The following is a 19,998-nucleotide window of genomic DNA, read 5'->3' as shown; positions in this document are numbered from 1 at the left end:
TCTATGCAAAATCATTCAAATAACCAGACCAATAACCCCCCGCAATGGTTGAATCTGAAACTAATAGTCAGCGCTCTGGAAACAGTTCAAGACTTAATTGTAATTTCTTTGTGTATCGGTTTGTTCTGTTTCATGGTCATAGAACTGCGAGAAATGTTTTTTTCGCTGCTGCCTCCTTTGGATTTCCAGCAAGTGACGGCAGACATTCTATTTTTATTGGTTTTGGTGGAATTATTTCGGCTGCTAATTATTTACTTGCAAGAGCAGCGCGTTTCGATTGGTGTGGCTGTGGAAGTTTGTATTGTATCAGTTTTGCGAGAAATTATCGTGCGGGGTGTGCTGGAAACTCCCTGGGTTCAAATATTATCAACAGGCGCATTTTTGCTGGTTTTGGGAGTGTTGTTGGTCATCCGAGTCTGGTTGCCGCCAACTTTTGAGGGGATTGATCCGGAACGCCGCATTGCTAGCAGAAATAGAAAACTTTCAGATGCTGAATCTTCTTCTGAGCCTGTTGCAGTCAATAGCAAGTTTAATGCTCATTGAGTCTGGCTAACAGTCGATTTAAGATTTGAGACTGACTTTACAGATTGTCTCGTTACCAGATGTCATATGCCGTAAAATAACTATTATAAGGTTCGTAGTGAAGACTAAAGTCCTCAGAAAATCCTGAACAAGGACTAAATTCCTCACTACGAACCTATTTGATTGCGGTTATTCGACGATGTGACACAATATTAGCCGTTAGCCTGCAATTCCCCCAAACGAGCCAACACTTCTTTCGAGTGAATCGCCGGATTGACCTTAACAAAAGTTTCCCGCAAAACGCCCTCAGGGTCAATAATAAAACTGTGCCGCGCTGAGATGAAACTCATCCAAGAACCGTAAGCCTTGCTGACTGTGCCGTCGGTATCAGCTAACAGCGGAAATTTCAAACCTTCAGCATCGCAAAATTCCGCGTGGGAGTTGACATCATCGGCGCTGATGCCGATAATTTCAGTGTTTTTTGCCAAGTATTTCGGCAAGTCTTGCTGGAATCGACGCGCTTCGATCGTACAACCCGATGTAAAATCTTTGGGATAGAAGTAGACTACCAGCCACTTACCGCGATAATCGGACAGTGAGACTTGTCCGCCGCCGCTGTTTGTCGGCAAACTAAAATCCGGTGCAGCTTGATTCACCGCCGGCAGCGTGCCGCCAAGCGCCAAGGCTGGAGGGGCAAAATTGAAACTCAGAAAGGCTAGACAAATTGCCAATAAAGTGCTAAAAAACTTGCGGCGGGAAATCATAAATTTAGAACTAGAACTGTACTTAACACAAGTTTACAGTTTTCTGATTAAATGGGTAGGGGCAATTCGCGGATTGCTTCTCAAACCCAAAAATAACTTACTCAAATAGCAATTACTTATGAGCGCTGCACTCCCGTTAACAGGCAAAGTTACAGTAGTCCAGGTAATTAATGGTCAACCGGTGACGATCGAAGTAGACGGCACTAATGCCCCGATTACTGGGGGCAATTTTGTGGATTTAGTTGAACGCGGGACTTACGACGGGGTGATGTTTCACCGAGTTGTGCGCCAGCCCGATCCGTTTGTGGTGCAAGGGGGCGATCCGCGCAGCAAAGATACTAGCATTCCTGCAAGTCAATTGGGAACGGGTAATTTTATTGACCCGGATACTAATCAGGCGCGTTTTATTCCTTTGGAAATTAAGCCGCAAGGGGCGGCGCAACCTGTTTACAACCAAGTTGTCACCCAGACGCCGCAGTTGCCGCACACTCGCGGGGCTGTGGCAATGGCTCGTTCTACTGCTTTGAATTCTGCTTCTTCGCAGTTCTATTTTACTTTGGATGCTTTGCCGTTTTTAGACGGGAATTATGCTGTTTTTGGCAATGTAACTCAAGGTTTTGAAACGGTTAATGCGGTGCAGCAGGGCGATCGCATTTCGAGTGCCAAAGTTGTTGCAGGAATTGTCCCTAGTCGGGTTTCCAGTATTATTCCCAATACTGCTGTGTTGAATAGTTTTGTCAATAATACCAATTTTTTAAATCTGCCTTTGCGATCGCTCAAATTGCCTGATGCCCCGAACAACTATCAAGTCACCGCCCAAGACTCGCAGCAAAACCCCGCTGGCGTGCGCGGAGGTAGCGGAAACGATCGCATTATCGGTTCACCAATTGATGATGCCATTAACGGCAGCCAAGGCAACGATACCCTCAGCGGCGAAGCGGGCGACGATTTTATTAGAGGCGGCAAAGGTAACGATTTAATTAGCGGCGGTGTTGGCAACGATATTCTCAATGGCAATCTCGGCGACGATACTCTCAACGGCGATGCTGGGAACGACTTTTTGAGGGGCGGCAGAGGAAATGATGTTTTAATCGGCGGCGACGGCAATGATATTTTAGTCGGCGATATTGGCAGCGATACTCTGACTGGTGGCGCCGGTGCAGATATTTTTGTTTTAATTGCGGGTGATGCAGAAACAGACACAATTACTGATTTTATATCGGCCCAGGGCGATCGCATTGGCATTGGCGGTAGCAGTTTGTCAAACGTCGCCTTCACTCAATCTGGAAGCAATACTTTAATTCAATTTGGAGGGGCTACTTTGGCCACTGTTCAAAATGCCACGCCCGCCGCAGTTCAAAGCGCTGCTTTTGCAATTAACTTTTCTACTATTTCCCGTCCCAATGACTTGCCAGTCGGCGATGCAGCCTTCAGAATAGGCTAAATTTAACAAGACTGATGCCATAACTATAGGTGTAGGGTGCACAAGCACCTTACCAAATTATCAATTTCCCATGCCCCATTCCCAAATTACACTAATAACATAGCTGTCTAAGTTTAGCAAGCGCATCTTGATAATAATCCATTCTCCCCTGCTGCTTAAACAGCCCTGCGGCTTTCTGAAAATCCTCAAATGCTCCCTGAACTTCTCTCAATTTATATCTTGTCACTCCTCGGTTGAAATAAGCTTTCGCCAAATCGCGATCGAGGCGGATTGCTGCTTCAAAATCAGCTAGTGCTGCCAGGGAATTTTCCATTTGCAGGCGGATAGAGCCGCGGTTAAAGTAAGCTTGGGCTAAATTGGGTTTGAGCAGCAGTGCCGAGTTGTAATCGGCGATCGCCGCAGTATAATCTTTTAAACGAGTCAGCATGAACCCGCGATTGCTGTAATACTTGGCTCGGTAAGGATTGAGTTCGATGGCGGTAGTTAAATCTTCGATCGCAGACTGTTTGTAACCTAATTTGTAGCGAGCCAAACCGCGATCGTTGTAAGCTGGCGCGAATTGCGGATTAAGGTTAATTGTGGCGGTAAAATTTTTAATCGCACCGTATAAATCTTGTTGTTCGAGACTTTTTAAACCCCGAGCGTAAAACTTTTTGGTGTTAACCTTTAAATTTGCCTCTTGTCGGGCTTCAGCTTGCTCGCCAGAAAATACTTTGCCTGCTATATTAGAGAATCCCAAAGATTCGATCGAATTGAAAATAGTTGTGACAACTAATTGACTCGCCAGAAGGGGGATAGTTGACATCGGAGGGCTGGGGTTTAACTGTACAATCTTATTTTTGCCCACATTTCAGGTACTGACAGTGATATCCGTACTCTCACCCAGGTGATAAGTTTGATGAGATTTGGTGATGCACGGGCATTGACTTGTGTGATCTGAGTAGGGCTTAGTTAGTGATACCGATCGCAATTACCGAAAATAGCACCTACAACCCGCTAAATGTCGTAGACTTAGGCGAACTGAGCGCTTGTCAGACGCTGTTTTCTGAAGTTCCTACCGAGATGATTTGGAGGTAAGCGAATGCCGGAGCGATCGCCACAGCCCTCCGCTAGTTGTAGGGATGTTCCATCCGTAAATCCCGATCGAACTTGCGGCCATCTGATACCCAGTATTTCCGAAAAATATTAGTTTTGCAGCGAAATATCTGTGAAGCTACCAGGCTTCCAGCTCAGAGCACGTCTAAAACTGCCTGAATTAAGTTTATCCCTGCGCCAACCCTGATTAACATTTAATTAATATTTTTGAGTAATATTGCTGATGAAAGTTGCTGATTATTTGTTATGATTTGATTACACATCAAAAATCTATTACGCAAATTAGTCTCAATGAAAAGAGTTCTGAGGTTAAAAACTTTAGCGGCGACAGTATTGGCGATCGTGCTGTTCACTCTCTACTTAACTCCTGCTGCGATCGCCGCGAATGCGGAGGATTTGAGTCAGCTATTAAAAGATAATTGGTGCGTCAGCTTTCTGTGGAAGCAGTGCGATTTGAGCGCTGTAGATTTGCATGGAGCTAATCTCCAAGCAGCCAACTTGAGCGGCGCTAATTTGTCCGGCGCCAACTTGTCCGGTGCTAATTTAAAAGATGCTGACCTTTCTGATGCAGATCTCAGTGGCGCCAATTTAGCAAATGCTGATATTTTGGGCACGGATCTCAGTCGAGCAAATTTGACAGAAGCTAATTTCAACCGCACGAGATTGTGGGATGCTAATCTGACTTTGGCAAATCTGAGCCGCGCCAATTTACAAGATGCTAATTTGTTAGATTCTCGACTTTGGGGAAGCAATCTCACCGAAGCTAATTTAACTGATGCGACGCTGCACGGCGCAGATTTGCAATATGCTAATTTGGCCGACACTAATTTAACAGGTGCTGACTTGCACAGCTTCTTTTTTCGAGGTTCCAAACAAGTCACAAATCTGAGCAATGCTAATTTGGAAGGCGCTAATTTAACAGGAGCAAATCTCAGGGGTGCGCTGCTGGTTGGGGCAATAATGCCCGACGGCTCTATCAATGAAGAAATTGGCTTTAATTTAAAGTAAAGTCGGTATGAATAATCTCAATAACAGGCTTTATGGCTGGTTGTACAATCAATTAGTCTTTTGGTGGAATACGCCAGAAAGCCCGTTGCAAAAAGCTGGTTGATGATGGTGTCAAGATATGAGTTTAAACCGGGGTGCGATTCATGATCGGGATAGCTACGGCGCGTCCTTTCAACTCCCAAGCAGTCAATTTCGCAAAAATCTCCAATCTCCAACCGAATCTGCGTGCATCTGTTACAATTTTTAACAGAGCCAGAACAGCACTGATTCTGACCTCGGCTGCATAGGGACACAAGCCCCGATTTAAGTCGTGGAGAGCAAAAAAAATTAGATATTTAGTTGAATCTCCCAGATTGATATGTTGTAGAGTCAATCTAAAATCTAAAATCTCCCAGATTGATATGTTGTAGAGTCAATCTAAAATCTAAAATCTAAAATCTAAAATCTAAAATCTAAAATCGACTGACTGATGGAAACCCTGCAAACCCAACTTTACCAACTCGCACAATTTGCTAATACTTTAGTAAACACTCAACTGACACACCTGAGTTTTGTCAGCGTCGGAGTCATTTTTCTGGCAGGGTTGCTAACAAGCTTGACGCCCTGTATGCTTTCCATGTTGCCGATCACGATCGGCTACATCGGCGGATACGAAGCAAAAAGCCGCCTGCAAGCCGCCGCCCAGTCGGCGTGGTTTTCTCTGGGATTGGCCACAACCCTGGCGGGTTTAGGCATTGCAGCATCATTTGCCGGACAAGTTTACGGTAAAATTGGTCTGGGTTTGCCAATTGTTGTCAGCATCATCGCGATTTTAATGGGGCTGAATTTACTCGAAGCTTTACCGTTGCAAATGCCGTCTTTTGACGCTGTGGGGTGGGTTCCGAAAAATTTGCCTGCGGGCGTGCGATCGTACTTATTGGGCTTAACTTTTGGTTTAGTAGCATCTCCGTGCAGTACGCCTGTTTTAGCGACGCTTTTAGCTTGGGTTTCCAAAACGGGAGATACAGTTTTAGGTGGTGTGTTGCTGCTGTTTTACGCTGCTGGCTATGTCGCTCCGCTGATTATAGCAGGTACTTTTACCGCGAGTATTAAAAAGTTGTTAGAATTACGCAGGTGGTCGAGTTGGATTACGCCTGTTAGTGGCGTTTTGCTAGTAGGATATGGAGTTTTTTCCTTACTTTCTCGCATACTTCCCGCGTAAGGCTCGCAATCAGGTTCGATCGTTCGGACGAAGAGTCCTTATTTAGACATATAGCAATCATTACAGAATTCGTGAACTATCTTTTTTAACGAACCGCGTTGGCGTAGCCTGCGCGAAGCGCTTAGACGCTAAGAACACGAAGGAAGAAAGAAAGAATTTACAATTGATTGAGAATTGCTCGATCAGAAGAATATTTTCTTCCTTCTTCCCCCTCAATCCCCATCCGTGACATCCGTTAAATCCGTTAAATAATCCGTTGCCGAACTTCCTTCATCATGACATCAAAAGAAGTATTTCTATCTAAACTATCAAACTGGGCGACGGCGCCTCAAAAGTTTTTTAAGCGAGAAATCTTGCCTGTGCTAGCAGATTTGCGGCTGGCAATTATCTTGTTGCTGGCGATCGCACTTTTCAGCATTTCCGGCACCGTCGTCGAACAAGGTCAATCAGTAGAGTATTACCAATCCAACTATCCAGAACACCCAGCTTTGTTTGGCTTCCTAACTTGGAAAGTTTTGTTGATTGCAGGACTAGACCACGTATACCGCACTTGGTGGTTTTTGTCAATCCTAATTTTGTTCGGTAGCAGCTTGACAGCTTGCACATTTACCCGACAATTTCCCGCATTAAAATCCGCCCGCCGCTGGAAATTTTATGAAGAACCGAAGCAGTTTGAAAAATTAGCTCTCAGTGCGGAATTAGAAACAGTTGATTTAACTTCGTTAGAACAACTTTTACAGCAAAAAAACTACCGCATCTTCCGAGAAGGCGAAAAAGTTTATGCTCGTAAAGGCATAATTGGCAAAATTGGCCCGATTATTGTTCACGCCAGTATGCTAATTATTTTAGCTGGGTCGATGTGGGGCTCGATGACTGGATTTATGGGTCAAGAAATGGTTCCCAGCGGCGAAACTTTTAAGGTGCAGAATATCACGGATGCGGGGCCTTGGGCGGGGCCGCAAATACCGAAGGATTGGTCGATGCGTGTGAATCGGTTCTGGATCGATTATAGTCCGAGCGGGGCGATCGACCAATTTTACTCCGATCTGTCAGTTTTGGACAAAACAGGCCAAGAGGTCGATCGCAAAACCATTCACGTTAACGAGCCGCTCAAATACCGGGGAGTGACGTTTTATCAAGCAGATTGGGCCCTAGCAGCCGTGCGAGTCCGCCTCAACAAAAGCCCGGTTTTGCAACTACCAATGGCTCAGTTAGATACTCAAGGAAAAGGCAGAATTTGGGGTGCTTGGATTCCGACTAAACCTGATTTGAGTGCCGGAGTTTCTCTGCTAGCAAAGGACTTGCAAGGCACGATGTTAGTCTACGGTACGGATGGCAAATTGTTAACTACTGTTCGCGCCGGTACAGCAGTCGAAGTTAACGGAGTGATGCTGGCTATTGATGAAGTTGTTGGTAGCACTGGCTTGCAAATTAAGGCCGATCCGGGGATTCCGCTCGTTTATACTGGCTTCGGTTTGCTGATGCTCAGCGTGATGATGAGCTATCTGTCTCACTCCCAGATTTGGGCTTTGGAAAAGGAAGGCAAACTCTACGTCGGCGGGCGCACTAATCGCGCTCAGGTGATATTTGAAAGAGAGGTTGTCGAGATTTTGGACAAGTTGGCCGAATCGAAAACAGATGAAGATCAAAGTGCGATTCCTGAAGCTTCTTTAGCGAATCAAAACTAATTGTAGGGTGGGCATTGCCCACCATTGATGTCAACAACCAGGTAAAAAGTAGTATCAGTCTTCTGTCTGAGTCACAATCCCCTCGATCTCTTGCTCAACTTATCCTAGTATTTTATTATGCCAGTTATTGTTCCTTTTGTCATTCAAGCAGTTTTACCTGTACTAAGTGCCATTTTCGCTCTTTTGATTCCTGTACTGGCTGCTGTCATCCAATTCGCCCTGATTCGCATCCCCAGAATTCCCTCATATATTCGCCTCCTCAAAATTTTGTATTCAGATATTGACTCATCTGCCAAAGAGCGAAAAATTATTATCGGTGGACTGCTGGTAATCGGCAGTATTCTGACTTTCATGGCTTATTCTCTTATACCTTTTACGGGTGTACCCCTAATCGGTGCTGTTACCAGTCCAATCGCTGGTGCTGTTGCTCTGGTAGTTGCACTGGCACTTCTAGATATGATTTTTGCCATGAATAAAGGCTATTACTTAGAGCGACTCAAAGGAGAAGGTTTTGCTGGATTAAATGACATAGAAACTGATATTAAAGAGTTAAAAGATATTTTGGGCAAATCATGGGATAAAGTTAAATCCACTATTAATGATGCCAGTCAGAAAATTTATGAAGATGGCTGTAAGCGTGGCATCAACTTTAATGATAAATCTTATCAAAGCTTTATTGACCATGAGTTAGAAGGATTGAATTTATATGTTGGTAAAAATTCAGAGGCCGAGTATCAAGCTTTAAGTGCAGACTTATTAAAGCAAAATAACGGCGAAGATTGGACAAAAGATGCTTTTGCAGTAGGGACGGGTGCAACTGTAGGGGCTTTGGCTGGTGTTGGCGCTTCAGCAGTTGCGACCTCAGTATTTGCGCCGGCTAGTATTTGGACAACTATCCACAGCATTCCTTTGATTGGGGGCTTGGTGGGGAGTTCAACGGGTATTGTTGTCAGTGCAGGGTACTACTCATTACTAACATTTGCTGCTCCTGTTGGACTGGGAGTATTAGCAACTGTCGGGATTTACAGCGGTCTGAAGGGCTGGAAAAATCAAGAAGAAGCTACCAAGATGAGCAAGTTTTTATCAGAGATAATTATGGCGGCTTTACCAATAGCTTGGATTGATGGTGAATTAGATGACAAGGAGAAAGATAGTATAGATAGATTGATGACTACCTCCGGTATTAGGAAGGAAGAGCGAGATTTGGTTCGGAAAGCCATAGAACAACGACAGAATTTTGATGAAATCATGAAAACGAGTATTCTTTTTGATGAAGAACATCGGAAAAAAAGTTGTAGTCAAAGCAATAAAGAGCGACTCAAGCATCGCCTAATATTATGTACAGCTTGGGAGATTGCCGTTGCTGATGGCAAAATTGACTTGTCAGAATTATATCTTCATAACCGCATGGCAGATAAGCTAGGTATTTCTCGTGATGAGGTGAAAGAAATCCGGCGGGCTATAAACCTCAAACATCAGCAAGAGCTTTGGCTAACGGAAGCATTAGAACCAAATGGTTCAAAGACTAAGTTATTGAGCGTCCGCGAACAATACCGCCTCCAACCAGCAGCGGATAATCTTTAGTCTTTTATAACAATTTATCTCGTTAAGTGAGCAACGGCTAAAAAAACAGAATACTCAGATACCCGACTTCTTTAAGAAGTCGGGTATCTAACAGCCCTGATAACGCACATTTAAAGGCTGAGCCTTCTACTTCTCGTGCCGCACCTCAACCACAGTGTGCACGTTCCCCCGCGGCAAAAAATCGCCCTTAATTGTCACTTCCAGCGGCAAGCAAGCTGCGACAAAATCGTCTAAAATTTGATTGATCGATTCTTCGTGAGAAATGTAGCGATCGCGATAACTGTTAACGTACAGCTTCATCGCCTTCAACTCCACCACTCGCTCGTCGGGTACGTAAGTAACGTGAATCGTGGCAAAATCGGGATAGCCAGAAAACGGACACTTGCAAGTAAATTCCGGCAAAGTAATGTTAATCGTGTAACGCCGCCCGACTCGCGGATTCGGGAAAGTAATTAACTCCCCGTCCAAAATCTCGCGTTCGCCATATTTCATTGCCTCGGTACTTGACTTTGGCGACACATCTTGTTCGGTTGGGAGGTTGTTCATAGCGATCGACTGAAAACTTCTAACATTTAACTAAACTCACTATTAATATTTTTAACAAATATATTGACGAATTGTGTTGCGATCGATCTAATTGCAAATACTCTCAGGCTAAACTTAAAAAAGTTCACCCTCGCCATCTACCATTATGCAAAATACTACCTTATCTGACAATACATCCCCTGAGAACTCAAATAGTTACTCTCCATCGGTACCGATTTCGCTCTATCGAGAAGTTACGGCAGAGTTGCAAGCCGCTCAAGCGATGCTCGACTCGCTCAAAACCCACAACCAGCAATTAGTTCAACAAAATCAACAACTGCGGCGAGAAGTAGAAACAGTAGTTCAAGTATCCCAGCAGCTACAGCAAGTAGTCAACTCGGCTCAGAACGTCACCCAGACTGGGATGCCTCAAATGCCCTCGGTCAAATTCAATTTCAGCGTTGAACCGGAGCCCCCAGCACCTGTAACCTCGCGTACTAACTCTACCATACCTCAACCAGCTCAGACAGTGGCTTTCCCTTTCCCCCTACCGGAAGCGGAGCCAATAGCCCCTCCGATGCCTGACACACTTCCACAAAAATCATTTACAGAAGTGCCAGAAACTCCTTACCGTGTGCGCTCTCAACCCAAAAAAGCCTCAGACTTAAACGGATTATGGTTGATGATCGCAATTTTTCTGATAGTCATTTCCGCCTTCGGTGCAGGTTATTTAGTTGTTCGTCCTTTATTAATGAAAAAGTAAATTCCAACAAGAATCCCACGGCTCGAACCGTGGGATTTTCACCTAAACCTAGCATAAAATGTTCAAAGTTACGCTAATTGGCCACTATACTCTGACGGCACTCGTTTCTACTGCACGAGGCGCATACTGCTCTTCACAAGCAGAACCTAGGCTGCCCACCCCGGGCTCGAAACCGCGCGTGAACTCGGTGAGTTTGACCTGTTTAGCTTCCAGAGCTGTCTGTAGCACCTTCATGGCCTTGTGAGGGTCGCCGGCTCCGCAGAAAAATAAGTCTGCGGCAAAATAACCGTGTTCAGGCCAAGTATGGATTGCTATATGAGACTCTGCCAAAGTTGCAGTAGCCGTCACTCCGTGAGGACTAAACTGGTGTACGCACAAATCGATGAGAGTAGCTCCTCCGGCTTCGATCGCATCGAGTATGGCGCGGCGGATACGTTCAGGATCGTTGAGGATGTCTCCAGGAGACTGCCAAGCATCAGCGACCAGATGGGTTCCCAATTGTTTCATTCTGCGGGGTTTTACCTTTAATTGTAGTGTTCCAAACTTTTTAACGATAGCACGGAGTGTAGAAAAATTCAAGTAAATTTCCAAAAAAAATATAAAATAGTGGCGAGTCATCTGAGGTAGTAGCGCGCCACTGCCAAAAAAATAAAGGTTGTGAAGCTTTTTTTAACTTCACAACCATCGCACTATCCTGCGTTTGGCTCATTCCCGACTGACAAGAACGACGACACTATCGAATATAGTATCAATCCCGGCTATGAGTAGCTCCATTCGGCAAAATAGCCCCGCTCAAAGCAGCTTCATTCAAATTAGCAACATTCAAGCTCGCTCCAATCAAATTAGCCTCCGACAGATTAGTTCCTGTCAAATTTGCCCCGGTCAGAGAACTTAGCAGCAAACCCGCACCCGACAAATTGGCGTGACTCAAATTCGCCCCACGCAAATCCGCTTCCAGCAAGCTAGCACCAGACAAATTTGCACCGCTCAAATCAGCTCCCCGCAAAGAAGCTTTATTTAAATTCGCAGCCCTCAAATCAGCATGGTGCAGAATCAAACCATTCAAATTGGCTTTACTTAAATTAGCTCCTTGCAAGTCAGCACCGCTCAAATTAGAGCCATTTAAATTAGCTCCTTTTAAGTCAGCACCACTCAAGTCAGCATTGCTCAAATTAGCAGCGCAAATACAAGCCTCCCGCAGACTTGCTTCGCTCAAAATCGCCCCAACCAAATTAACACCGCTGAGATTTCCGCGATTGAGATAAGCCCGAATTAGAATTGCTCCGCTCAGGTTAGCCCCGTTCAAATCTACCTCGCTGAGAATCGCTCTAGTCAGATTTGCTCTGCTTAAGTCAACCCCGCTCATAATGGCTCGGCTCAGCGTCGCCCCGCTCAAATTAGCCTCAGTTAGTTTCGAGCCGCTGAGCAAACAAGCTCCTACTAAACTCGCTCCCGTCAGAACAGCTTTGCTCAAGTCAGCGCGAGACAATATTGCTCCGCTGAGATTTGCCCCGCTAAAATCGGCTCCGATCGCCACAGTTCCAGTTAAACTACAACTGCCGAGGTTCGCTTCAATTAATTTCGCCTTAGATAAATTAGAACCGCTCAAGTCGGCGCCATTTAAATTAGCTCCAATTAGTTTGCTTCTAATTAAATTTGCCCCTTTCAAATTAGCGCTGCTCAAATTTGTGCGGCTGAGATTAGCTTCACTCAAATGAGCTGCAATGAGGTTGGCTCCTCGAAAATCTCGTTCCCCGTTTCTATGTCTAGTTAAAAGTTCATCGGCACTTAAAATCTCAGTGAAATTCATAAAAAAAGTGAGTGAGTTTCCTTAGTTTCTCGATGTTCTCTGTTGTCTGAAAGTTTGTAATGTCATGTTTGCCAGTCAGTTTCTTCAACCAATAGTGCCACAGTAACAATTTTCTAAACTGGTTGATTCCTGGCGTCACCCAGCGTTTCTAGCGTTATAACTTACGATCGTTAACCCGGTTTTTCGTAAAAAACCTGGGGTTTTTCAGCGCGGCAGTCATGAATAAACCGAGTTTCTCGTCCCCGCGTGTAAGTCCTGTAAGTCTTATTTTGCTAGTAGTTAGTTGGCTGTTGATGTGAGTTGTTAATTGTTAGTTTTATTGAGAGTAACAATTAACAACTAACTATTAACTGCTGACCATTTACCAAAATACTGATACTCAGAAGTTGTCGATCGCTCTAGTCTTGGTCGATCGAATATTTGGGTTATTGCTGGCGGCATCTGCACCGCATTCTGACCCGAAAAATTGCCGCTACGAGCGATCGAACTCATGAGTGCAATGAATAAACAAGATCTCGGAGTTTCCACCCCAAAAGCCTTCTACATAAGTGCCTTCTCTCTGCGATCGCCCGTCAAAGCCTCCGCCCGGTCAGCTCAGTTAGTGTCACCTCCCCCCACTGTGCTCCGTGCCAGTGAAATCCAACAGGAAGGCTGTTTCCGGGCGAGTGCCCAGCGAGTCCCAGGCTTTGCCAGCCATACGCTGCCATTCGCCTGAGATTTCGCGAAAAAATCTGCCGCGAGCCGTTCCCGTACTCCCGCGCTGCTGTGCTTGCTGTTAATGTGTACTCGATCCATGAGCGCTTGCGGTTCTAATTAACAGAACACCCGACACCAGACGCGCTCCCGGACATAAAAGCTGTTTCTGGGCTTCTCAAATGCTTCGCTGAGGCATTCCCAGAAAAACTATATTCATGCTGCAGGTCTTGCCAACGGCAATTTGGCTGCTAAAGCCAACCAATGACCAGCCTAAGTCTTGCGGTTCGGCGACGACAATATTATTCTACTAATAGTTGCCGGCCACCGCAGGCCCTACTCGGCGCGCGGGACGGGCTACTTCACCTGTATAAGTGGCCCAAATTAGCCGCCCCATAATTAAAGATAGTCGTTGTTTGACTAACCAAGCAATATCTGCTGTAATTTATGTCATCAAATTTGATAATACTGGGGGGTTTGCGATCGAGCTGTAGTGAGTGTTACAGACTCAAAAACCGCAGTTATTTTTGTTGGTGTAAAAATTTATAGAGCCGATCGAGCCGCCCACAAAAAGCCCAGCTCGCAATCTCAAAAGTTAACTTTTGACAGATTTTTTTTTAGTTTCCAGAACAAAACAAAAGCCGGCTTTCACAGAAAAAGCCGACTTTTGAGATCATCTTACAGGCCCTAGGCTAAACGCCGGCGCCCTCAACAATCCGAGCGAGCCAGTGCGACTACCTTGCCGGAATTAGAAACAATACCCAAACCAAGTCTCAACAATCAAACCAGAGGGCGGCGGGTAACGCCCTGATTGGGGTCGTAAACACCAGCCGTAGTATCAACGCCGGGAGTGCCCGGAGCGCCATAATCTGCGCGAGCGCTATCCACGCTCGGAGAGTCGTAGGTGTTCCAATGCTGAACGCCTCCGCGGCTCATCACGGTTTCAGCTTTAGCGACTTCTGCTTCGCTACCGTCAATCAGCACCAAGTAATCTCCCCGCGCCACCCGATCGTTGTATGCTCTAGCTTCCTCTTCCGGAATTCCCAAACCGACTAAAGCTCCGATCAAGCTGCCCGCAGCCGCACCCAAAGCCGTACCGGCGAGTGTAGTGGCGATCGTCGTAGCCGCAGCTCCAGCCAGCATAATCGGCCCGATACCCGGAATTGCCAGCGCGCCCAGGCCTACCAACAAGCCAGTCAAACCGCCCAGCGTGCCGCCTGTGAGCGCGCCCTTGGTCGCCCCTTCATCAGCCTTGTTGTCGGCGTTGTCCTTCACGTCAATGCCTGCGATATCCCCTTTAGAATCCGCATCCTTGGCGATGACCGAAACCCGATCCATGTCAAAACCAGCAGTTCGCAGTTCTCCCAGCGCGTGTTCCGCCTCCCCGCGGGTGGAAAACACGCCCACAGCGCGCTTGTGGCGGGCGAGAGCTTTGCGGCCGGTATCTGCCGGCACATCGTAAATGCCCCAATCGTGAATGCCCCGCACGCTCATAATTCCTTCGGCGGTAGCCAACTCGGCATCCGTTCCTTCGACGAATACCAAATATTCTCCGCGCGAGAGGCGATCGCCATAAATTTTAGCTTTGGCTTCGGGAACACCCAAACCCACCAAACCGCCAGCCAAACCGCCCGCAGCAGCTCCAATCGCGCCTCCGACAGCAGCGTCAGCCAGCAGAGTGGCGATCGCGCCCCCCGCCATCACCGGGCCAACTCCCGGAATCGCCAGCGCCCCAATGCTGCCCAGCAACCCGATCAAACCGCCCGTCACCACTCCGGCCGTCGCGCCTGCTTTCGCGCCGCCGCCCACTTTCTCGTCGGTACTCTTAGCAGCACTAGCGCCCGCAATTTCGCTGCTGCCATTGAGATTTTCCCCAACTACCGAAACCTGATTCATCGGAAACCCGGTACTTTGCAGCTCCATCAAAGCTAGTTCCGTATCGCGGTAATTAGAAAAAGAGCCTACAGCTCGTTTATGTTGACCTAAAGCCATTTGTTTTTTCCTACAAAATAAACTACTTTTACACTACAGAATTTATGCTCTGCGCTTGCTGCCATCAATCACATTTAGTCATTTTTTCCCAACATTTTTCATCGCTCGCTGGGAATAACCTCCCTCTCTATCTTCAGGCTGGTTTCCCACTAATTTTCAGCAATTGGAAATTGGAAATTGGGAAGGGGCAATTACAGATAGCACGCGAGTTTTGAGTTGGGAGTTTCGAGTACGTGAATCTTAAATTGTTTAACTTAAAACCCCGCTACCCGCAAGAGTCACGCAAGCGTTGCCATCCGCTTTGCAACCCATTTTAAAAATCCCAACTTTCCTTCTTCCTTCTTCCTTCTTCCTTCTTCCTTCAAATTTATTACTTACTAGGCGAGGCGGGTGCAGCGGGGGCGACAACAGCCGTAACATTCACCGATTTCACACCCTTAATCTGTTTAGCTAGCGGCTCAATTTTAGCTAAATCTGTTTGATTGGGAACTGTGCCGCCTACGATAACAGCCCCGTCTTTTGCCTCAACAGTTAGCTGACCTTTAGTGATGTTCACTTCCAACTTGGAACGAACTTCACTTTTCAGGTCGCCATCGGCTCTGATTGTATCCCCACCCGTCACATTGTTGCGCTGTTCTCGGGCCCTGATATCAGAATTTGCCTGTGCTTTGCGAACATCGCTAGTGGCGTCGCCCTGAGTTTTTTGAACTGTCTCCGCTGGGGGCGGGCTCTTGACATTTTCTGTGGTAGAATTAGGAGCATCAGCGCTAGTTTTAGCCCCGTCGCTGCAAGCAGCAGCTCCAAATAATAGGAGGCCGCTGAGCAGAATTGGTGTTAATTTGTTCATAAGTATGTTAATACCCTCCAGGTAAGCTGTCGATGAGCCAGACTTCGTTGAGCTAGATTAAGGCACACAACATTTTAGTGGGTGCTTCTTTCTGCTATCTAAAAAGCCTTAGATCAAACATATAAAATTGACGAAGCCGCTACATCGCTCCACAGGTGTAAATTTTACCTCTATCTAACGATAGATTACAAAAAACCAAATAAGGTATTATGTCACATTTAAGTTAATGAGTCCTGAACGCACTATTATTCAAAAAAAGCGATTGATTCCCCGATTTTTCATTGTCAAAGCCAAGATTTTCCTACAAACCCAGTTCCCTCTCCTAAGTTTTCTGAATAAATTCGCTCGCCACCAACTAAAATCTCCCTCAACATCCGTTAAATACGTTTCACAATCCGTTGCCGAACTTCCTCAATCAAAACAAACGAAAAGAGTCGATAAATTTTTGAGCATTTTCTGATTCTGGGGTACTGACAACCAGCCCGTAAACGCGGGTGTCCACCAAAAACACCTGGCCTACACCCACAGGTTGGTTGGGAGAAAGCGGCTGAAACTCAAACTCTTTTCCCGGATAGCTGCCGAGGGAAATATCTCTTACTTGCAGCAATTTAGCATTCGCCGCCACCACAAAGAAATCAACGGCATTATTTAAAGTAATTTTGATATTATTGTTGCTGAGCCGAAAATCTAGGTCAAAGTATTGCAGTAAATAAGTATCTTTGTTTTTTAATACCGACCTGTAGGTATGAGCGGTAACTTGAGTAGAATAAGTTTCGGAATTAATTTTAGGAGTTCCCGGCATATCGATCGCAAACTGACCCATCGCCGAGCAAAACGGCTGCCACTCTGGCGTCTCAATTGCAGCCCGCAGCGGGCTTGGTTGAGCTGTTGCGGGACTGGCCAACTTGAGGGCCGAGACAGCTAATGTAGCAGTAACTAGGATGATCCGCAGCAATTTCATGTGGGTAAAAAATATATTTGTCCGATCGATCTGCGCTAGCCTAGAAATATATCCGCAAACGAGGGATTTATGCTGAATACTATGCTGAATACTATATTTACTCAACCGCGAGGCAGTTCGATCGCCCGATCGCCCGATCGAACCACCAAAACCAGTAAAACCAATAAAACCAACCTACTCGCTGCTGTAAATACTTGGCTAGCCCTGTGTCTGCTGGCTGCTGTCACAGCTTGTGCAAACAGCCCCAACAGCAAGGCCCTCGAAGAATCCCTAGCCGCCGATCCGAAATTACCACAAAATCCAGCAGTTTTCTCGAACCCGTCGCCAGCGACAGCAGTTGAGACAAACTCTACCGCCAAACTTCCTCCCGATTTCCCGACAGAGATTCCACTCTATCCTAATGCTCAGTTAGTCGAAGTGGGCGGGCAAACCGATGCGCCGCCAAAAAACGTGCGACTGCGCTGGGAAAGCACAGATCCGGTTAATTCGGTTCAAAACTTTTATCAGTTAGAATTGGGGCGCCGCAACTGGAAAATAATCAGCCTCCCAACCGCCGACGGACAAGGTTCCTTAGTCGCAACCCGAGATAATTTGCGGGTAACAGTGTCGCTTTCTCCTACTCAGAAAGTAGGAGGTTCTACAGAATTTGCGATCGACTACAGCAAAGAGGGCCCAGAAATTGCAGCCAGTCCCCAACCCAACAATTCCGAGTCTAGCCCATCTCCAACCGCTTCACCAACCCCATCAAATTCAGAGGGAACCACTGCAACTCCAACGCCATCGGCTGCGCCAAAATCAGCAAAAGTTAGCCAGTTAGACACCCAAATTCCTCAACAGTTGCAGCAGTACGTGGCCGATTTGGCTCAGTTAGAAGCGCTGAAAGTGCGCTCCTCTCCGAGGGCTTCGCTAACAAAAAAAGGTGCTAATTTAGAAACAGGCAGCACTTTACCCGAACCCAACAAAATTGTCACTCGTCGCGAATACGCCCGCTGGTTAGTAGCAGCTAACAATCAGATTTATGCCAGCCGTCAAGCAAAACAAATTAGATTAGCAGTAACCTCTAGCGAACCCGCCTTTTCTGACGTACCCAAAACAGACCCAGATTTTTCAGCAATTCAAGGTTTAGCAGAAGCAGGTTTAATTCCCAGTTCGCTTTCGGGAGAAACAAAAGATGTGAAATTTCGTCCCGATGCGCCTTTAGCCCGGGAAACAATGATTCTCTGGAAAGTACCATTAGATACTCGTCAAGTTTTACCCACAGCTAACATTGACGGCGTGAAAGAAAAATGGGGTTTTCAAGATGCTTCTAAAATAGATTCCCAGGCGTCGCGGGCAGTTTTAGCTGATTTCAACAATGGAGATTTGGCGAATATTCGCCGGGTTTTTGGTTTTACTACTCTGTTTCAGCCCAAGAAATCAGTGACTCGCGCCGAAGCTGCTGCTAGTTTGTGGTATTTTGGCATTCAAGATCAGGGATTATCGGCTAAAGATGCTCTCGAAGCAAAGTCTCAACCTCCTCAGTAGAGTTGTTTGGGGCGGTTAAAAGTTTCAAACAAAGCATCTACTTAAAAAACGGTTCGATCGTTCGGAATGCAAGTCCTTCTTTTTCCCTCAGACTGAAGTCCTAACCATGGAACCTCATCGATTTTGCTCGCGATAGAAAATTCCCATTTCATTAATTTCTCTGCGCCAGTCATCGTCACAAATTTTGTCAAGAGACAAGATTGCAAAAATAATTCGGACGATGCTCAGAGCAACGTCCCACAAGAAAAAAAATTGTGGGATGGGCTTCTAGCCCGTCCCGAAAATTTGACTAAAAGGACTTTTGCAAGAGGTCTAAGCACTACACATCAGCCTCTCTGTGCTTGTGGCCCACCCTACGGCATAATTTTTTTGCCTCAGTCTTAATTTGTGTATTCTTCCACACAACCGCTGCATTTTCCTGACAAATTTTGTACGTATTTTAACTAAGACTTTTCAAAACTCTCAGTAGGATTCCGGATGCGGTAGCGGGCTTAACGATAAATGAAAAAGAGTGTTTGAGCTCTGGGAGAGCGTTTTTCAATGTACGATATTACCCTATTTACCCCGCAAGACTTGGCGAAATGCAGTTTAGTCCTGCGCCAGTTCGGTAGAAATACTCCTAGTATGGAAGCCAGCAGCCAGAAGATTGTCAAGTATATTTACCAACATTTTTGCGATTCGCAAACGGGAGAAAATACCTGTGTTTTGGTGCGTTTGTTCAAAACTCATCCCTACGGGGAATTAGAAGACTCATTGCAACAATCCGCCCGCCGCTTGATGAACGGCAATTCCCCCGCCGCCGACATGAAATGCTGGACTCTGCTAGCAGCAGCAGGCCCAGAACCGCACTGGAATTCTCGGCACACAGCAGTAGAAAATACAGCTATTCCATTAGTTAGCGCCGAATTAGTAGCTGAAATCCCGGCGATTTCGGAAATGATCCGACAGTTCGGTTTAGAGATTCCTACAGTCATCGGAACTGAGCCAGAAATGTTCCTGCAATTAGAACCTGCTGCATTAAATATTTTTTACGAATCACAGCCAAAAGGCAGCCCATTTATTGCGGAACAAGATTCCTTAATTATTCCCTACGGAGTCAAGTCTGTCTTGGGATTTGGGGGACTTCTAGAGTCTGGAAGTTTGTTTGCTGTAGTGATGTTCCTGAAAGTTAAAATTCCCCAAAACACGGCTGGAATGTTTAGACATTTAGCACTTAGTGTCAAAACCTCCCTGTCGCTCACAGACAAAAAAAATGTCTTTAATTCCTTAGAACAAACCCAAAATATTGTTACTAATAACAATACTTATGAAATGGATTTTTTGGAGTCTCAAGTTGCCAACCTGATTCAATTATTGGACTTTTCAGAACAGGAAATGGTCAGACAAGCAGCTCATTATCAACTGATAATTGACAAGTTGCAGATAAAAATTGCCCTGCGAAAAAACAAGGAACAAGCTGTCCAAGCAAGTCAAGAGCAATTTACAGGCATCTTTAATCTTCCCCAAGATGCTATTGTTCGCGTTGACGAAAATCAAGGAATGCAGCGTTTCAATCAAGGTGAAGAACAGATCTAATC

19 protein-coding genes are annotated in these 19,998 nt (G+C 45.9%); 10 read left to right on the top strand and 9 right to left on the bottom strand.

Features of this window, described 5'->3' with window-relative positions:
- Positions 1-3: 3 nt before the first annotated feature.
- A complete protein-coding gene (locus tag QUB68_RS13075; protein ID WP_332992920.1) occupies positions 4-543 on the top strand; it encodes a phosphate-starvation-inducible PsiE family protein in 540 nt (179 codons plus the stop codon).
- A 191-nt stretch (positions 544-734) separates the two neighbouring features.
- Here QUB68_RS13075 and QUB68_RS13070 read toward each other — a convergent pair whose 3' ends face one another.
- Entirely contained in the window at positions 735-1,286 is a 552-nt protein-coding gene (locus tag QUB68_RS13070) for a peroxiredoxin (RefSeq protein WP_332992917.1), read from the bottom strand.
- A gap of 118 nt (positions 1,287-1,404) precedes the next feature.
- Between QUB68_RS13070 and QUB68_RS13065 the strand changes: the two genes are divergently transcribed.
- Complete coding sequence (locus QUB68_RS13065) at positions 1,405-2,730, top strand: peptidylprolyl isomerase (protein WP_332992916.1); 1,326 nt, start codon at positions 1,405-1,407, stop codon at positions 2,728-2,730.
- Positions 2,731-2,821: 91 nt separating this feature from the next.
- Here the strand turns inward: QUB68_RS13065 and QUB68_RS13060 are convergent, their stop codons facing one another.
- Positions 2,822-3,535: a tetratricopeptide repeat protein gene (locus QUB68_RS13060; RefSeq protein WP_332992914.1), complete on the bottom strand. Its 714-nt coding sequence runs from the start codon at positions 3,533-3,535 to the stop codon at positions 2,822-2,824.
- A 581-nt stretch (positions 3,536-4,116) separates the two neighbouring features.
- Here QUB68_RS13060 and QUB68_RS13055 point away from each other — a divergent pair.
- The 4 genes from QUB68_RS13055 to QUB68_RS13040 all read left to right on the top strand — a co-directional run bounded on the left by QUB68_RS13055 (position 4,117) and on the right by QUB68_RS13040 (position 9,306).
- A complete protein-coding gene (locus QUB68_RS13055) occupies positions 4,117-4,833 on the top strand; it encodes a pentapeptide repeat-containing protein (RefSeq protein WP_332992911.1) in 717 nt (238 codons plus the stop codon).
- 469 nt (positions 4,834-5,302) lie between these two features.
- Positions 5,303-6,034, top strand: a complete 732-nt coding sequence (locus QUB68_RS13050) for a cytochrome c biogenesis protein CcdA (protein ID WP_442923079.1) — start codon at positions 5,303-5,305, stop codon at positions 6,032-6,034.
- A 275-nt stretch (positions 6,035-6,309) separates the two neighbouring features.
- Positions 6,310-7,722: a cytochrome c biogenesis protein gene (locus QUB68_RS13045; protein WP_332992908.1), complete on the top strand. Its 1,413-nt coding sequence runs from the start codon at positions 6,310-6,312 to the stop codon at positions 7,720-7,722.
- A 117-nt stretch (positions 7,723-7,839) separates the two neighbouring features.
- A complete protein-coding gene (locus tag QUB68_RS13040; RefSeq protein WP_332992906.1) occupies positions 7,840-9,306 on the top strand; it encodes a TerB family tellurite resistance protein in 1,467 nt (488 codons plus the stop codon).
- Between the two features lie 126 nt (positions 9,307-9,432).
- Here the strand turns inward: QUB68_RS13040 and queF are convergent, their stop codons facing one another.
- The gene (queF, locus tag QUB68_RS13035; RefSeq protein ID WP_332992904.1) at positions 9,433-9,852 is read right to left on the bottom strand and encodes a preQ(1) synthase; all 420 of its coding nucleotides are present in this window, start codon (positions 9,850-9,852) and stop codon (positions 9,433-9,435) included.
- Between the two features lie 145 nt (positions 9,853-9,997).
- Between queF and QUB68_RS13030 the strand changes: the two genes are divergently transcribed.
- On the top strand, positions 9,998-10,594 hold the full coding sequence (locus QUB68_RS13030; protein WP_332992902.1) for a hypothetical protein: 597 nt from the start codon (positions 9,998-10,000) through the stop codon (positions 10,592-10,594).
- An 84-nt stretch (positions 10,595-10,678) separates the two neighbouring features.
- On the opposite strand, the gene speD is transcribed toward QUB68_RS13030, so the two are convergent.
- The 3 genes from speD to QUB68_RS13015 all read right to left on the bottom strand — a co-directional run bounded on the left by speD (position 10,679) and on the right by QUB68_RS13015 (position 12,896).
- Positions 10,679-11,101, bottom strand: a complete 423-nt coding sequence (speD, locus tag QUB68_RS13025) for an adenosylmethionine decarboxylase (RefSeq protein WP_332992900.1) — start codon at positions 11,099-11,101, stop codon at positions 10,679-10,681.
- Positions 11,102-11,342: 241 nt separating this feature from the next.
- Positions 11,343-12,404 carry a pentapeptide repeat-containing protein gene (locus QUB68_RS13020; RefSeq protein WP_332992898.1) on the bottom strand — a complete coding sequence of 354 codons (1,062 nt, stop codon included), beginning with the start codon at positions 12,402-12,404 and terminating at the stop codon, positions 11,343-11,345.
- A gap of 339 nt (positions 12,405-12,743) precedes the next feature.
- A complete protein-coding gene (locus QUB68_RS13015; RefSeq protein ID WP_332992896.1) occupies positions 12,744-12,896 on the bottom strand; it encodes a hypothetical protein in 153 nt (50 codons plus the stop codon).
- A 7-nt stretch (positions 12,897-12,903) separates the two neighbouring features.
- Between QUB68_RS13015 and QUB68_RS13010 the strand changes: the two genes are divergently transcribed.
- Positions 12,904-13,119, top strand: a complete 216-nt coding sequence (locus QUB68_RS13010) for a hypothetical protein (RefSeq protein ID WP_332992894.1) — start codon at positions 12,904-12,906, stop codon at positions 13,117-13,119.
- A gap of 758 nt (positions 13,120-13,877) precedes the next feature.
- On the opposite strand, the gene QUB68_RS13005 is transcribed toward QUB68_RS13010, so the two are convergent.
- The 3 genes from QUB68_RS13005 to QUB68_RS12995 form a co-directional block, all read right to left on the bottom strand.
- Complete coding sequence (locus tag QUB68_RS13005; protein WP_332992892.1) at positions 13,878-15,089, bottom strand: general stress protein; 1,212 nt, start codon at positions 15,087-15,089, stop codon at positions 13,878-13,880.
- A 370-nt stretch (positions 15,090-15,459) separates the two neighbouring features.
- On the bottom strand, positions 15,460-15,936 hold the full coding sequence (locus QUB68_RS13000) for a BON domain-containing protein (protein ID WP_332992890.1): 477 nt from the start codon (positions 15,934-15,936) through the stop codon (positions 15,460-15,462).
- 415 nt (positions 15,937-16,351) lie between these two features.
- On the bottom strand, positions 16,352-16,897 hold the full coding sequence (locus QUB68_RS12995) for a hypothetical protein (protein ID WP_332992888.1): 546 nt from the start codon (positions 16,895-16,897) through the stop codon (positions 16,352-16,354).
- A 69-nt stretch (positions 16,898-16,966) separates the two neighbouring features.
- Between QUB68_RS12995 and QUB68_RS12990 the strand changes: the two genes are divergently transcribed.
- Together QUB68_RS12990 and QUB68_RS12985 are read left to right on the top strand one after the other, a co-directional pair.
- A complete protein-coding gene (locus QUB68_RS12990) occupies positions 16,967-18,421 on the top strand; it encodes an S-layer homology domain-containing protein (RefSeq protein ID WP_442923078.1) in 1,455 nt (484 codons plus the stop codon).
- A 540-nt stretch (positions 18,422-18,961) separates the two neighbouring features.
- Positions 18,962-19,996: a histidine kinase gene (locus QUB68_RS12985; RefSeq protein WP_332992886.1), complete on the top strand. Its 1,035-nt coding sequence runs from the start codon at positions 18,962-18,964 to the stop codon at positions 19,994-19,996.
- Positions 19,997-19,998 lie beyond the last annotated feature (2 nt).

It is taken from the genome of Microcoleus sp. A006_D1, assembly GCF_036702805.1.
Taxonomy (GTDB): domain Bacteria; phylum Cyanobacteriota; class Cyanobacteriia; order Cyanobacteriales; family Microcoleaceae; genus Microcoleus.
The sequence above is the reverse complement of the archived record's forward strand: the minus strand, read 5'-3'. Positions and strand labels throughout refer to the sequence as shown.

Bases quoted from the DNA above. Each gene is read 5' to 3' on its own strand.
- QUB68_RS13075 (WP_332992920.1), top strand. From the start codon at position 4: ATGCAAAATCATTCAAATAACCAGACCAATAACCCCCCGCAATGGTTG.
- QUB68_RS13070 (WP_332992917.1), bottom strand. From the start codon at position 1,286: ATGATTTCCCGCCGCAAGTTTTTTAGCACTTTATTGGCAATTTGTCTA.
- QUB68_RS13065 (WP_332992916.1), top strand. From the start codon at position 1,405: ATGAGCGCTGCACTCCCGTTAACAGGCAAAGTTACAGTAGTCCAGGTA.
- QUB68_RS13060 (WP_332992914.1), bottom strand. From the start codon at position 3,535: ATGTCAACTATCCCCCTTCTGGCGAGTCAATTAGTTGTCACAACTATT.
- QUB68_RS13055 (WP_332992911.1), top strand. From the start codon at position 4,117: ATGAAAAGAGTTCTGAGGTTAAAAACTTTAGCGGCGACAGTATTGGCG.
- QUB68_RS13050 (WP_442923079.1), top strand. From the start codon at position 5,303: ATGGAAACCCTGCAAACCCAACTTTACCAACTCGCACAATTTGCTAAT.
- QUB68_RS13045 (WP_332992908.1), top strand. From the start codon at position 6,310: ATGACATCAAAAGAAGTATTTCTATCTAAACTATCAAACTGGGCGACG.
- QUB68_RS13040 (WP_332992906.1), top strand. From the start codon at position 7,840: ATGCCAGTTATTGTTCCTTTTGTCATTCAAGCAGTTTTACCTGTACTA.
- queF (WP_332992904.1), bottom strand. From the start codon at position 9,852: ATGAACAACCTCCCAACCGAACAAGATGTGTCGCCAAAGTCAAGTACC.
- QUB68_RS13030 (WP_332992902.1), top strand. From the start codon at position 9,998: ATGCAAAATACTACCTTATCTGACAATACATCCCCTGAGAACTCAAAT.
- speD (WP_332992900.1), bottom strand. From the start codon at position 11,101: ATGAAACAATTGGGAACCCATCTGGTCGCTGATGCTTGGCAGTCTCCT.
- QUB68_RS13020 (WP_332992898.1), bottom strand. From the start codon at position 12,404: ATGAATTTCACTGAGATTTTAAGTGCCGATGAACTTTTAACTAGACAT.
- QUB68_RS13015 (WP_332992896.1), bottom strand. From the start codon at position 12,896: ATGAGTTCGATCGCTCGTAGCGGCAATTTTTCGGGTCAGAATGCGGTG.
- QUB68_RS13010 (WP_332992894.1), top strand. From the start codon at position 12,904: ATGAATAAACAAGATCTCGGAGTTTCCACCCCAAAAGCCTTCTACATA.
- QUB68_RS13005 (WP_332992892.1), bottom strand. From the start codon at position 15,089: ATGGCTTTAGGTCAACATAAACGAGCTGTAGGCTCTTTTTCTAATTAC.
- QUB68_RS13000 (WP_332992890.1), bottom strand. From the start codon at position 15,936: ATGAACAAATTAACACCAATTCTGCTCAGCGGCCTCCTATTATTTGGA.
- QUB68_RS12995 (WP_332992888.1), bottom strand. From the start codon at position 16,897: ATGAAATTGCTGCGGATCATCCTAGTTACTGCTACATTAGCTGTCTCG.
- QUB68_RS12990 (WP_442923078.1), top strand. From the start codon at position 16,967: ATGCTGAATACTATGCTGAATACTATATTTACTCAACCGCGAGGCAGT.
- QUB68_RS12985 (WP_332992886.1), top strand. From the start codon at position 18,962: ATGTACGATATTACCCTATTTACCCCGCAAGACTTGGCGAAATGCAGT.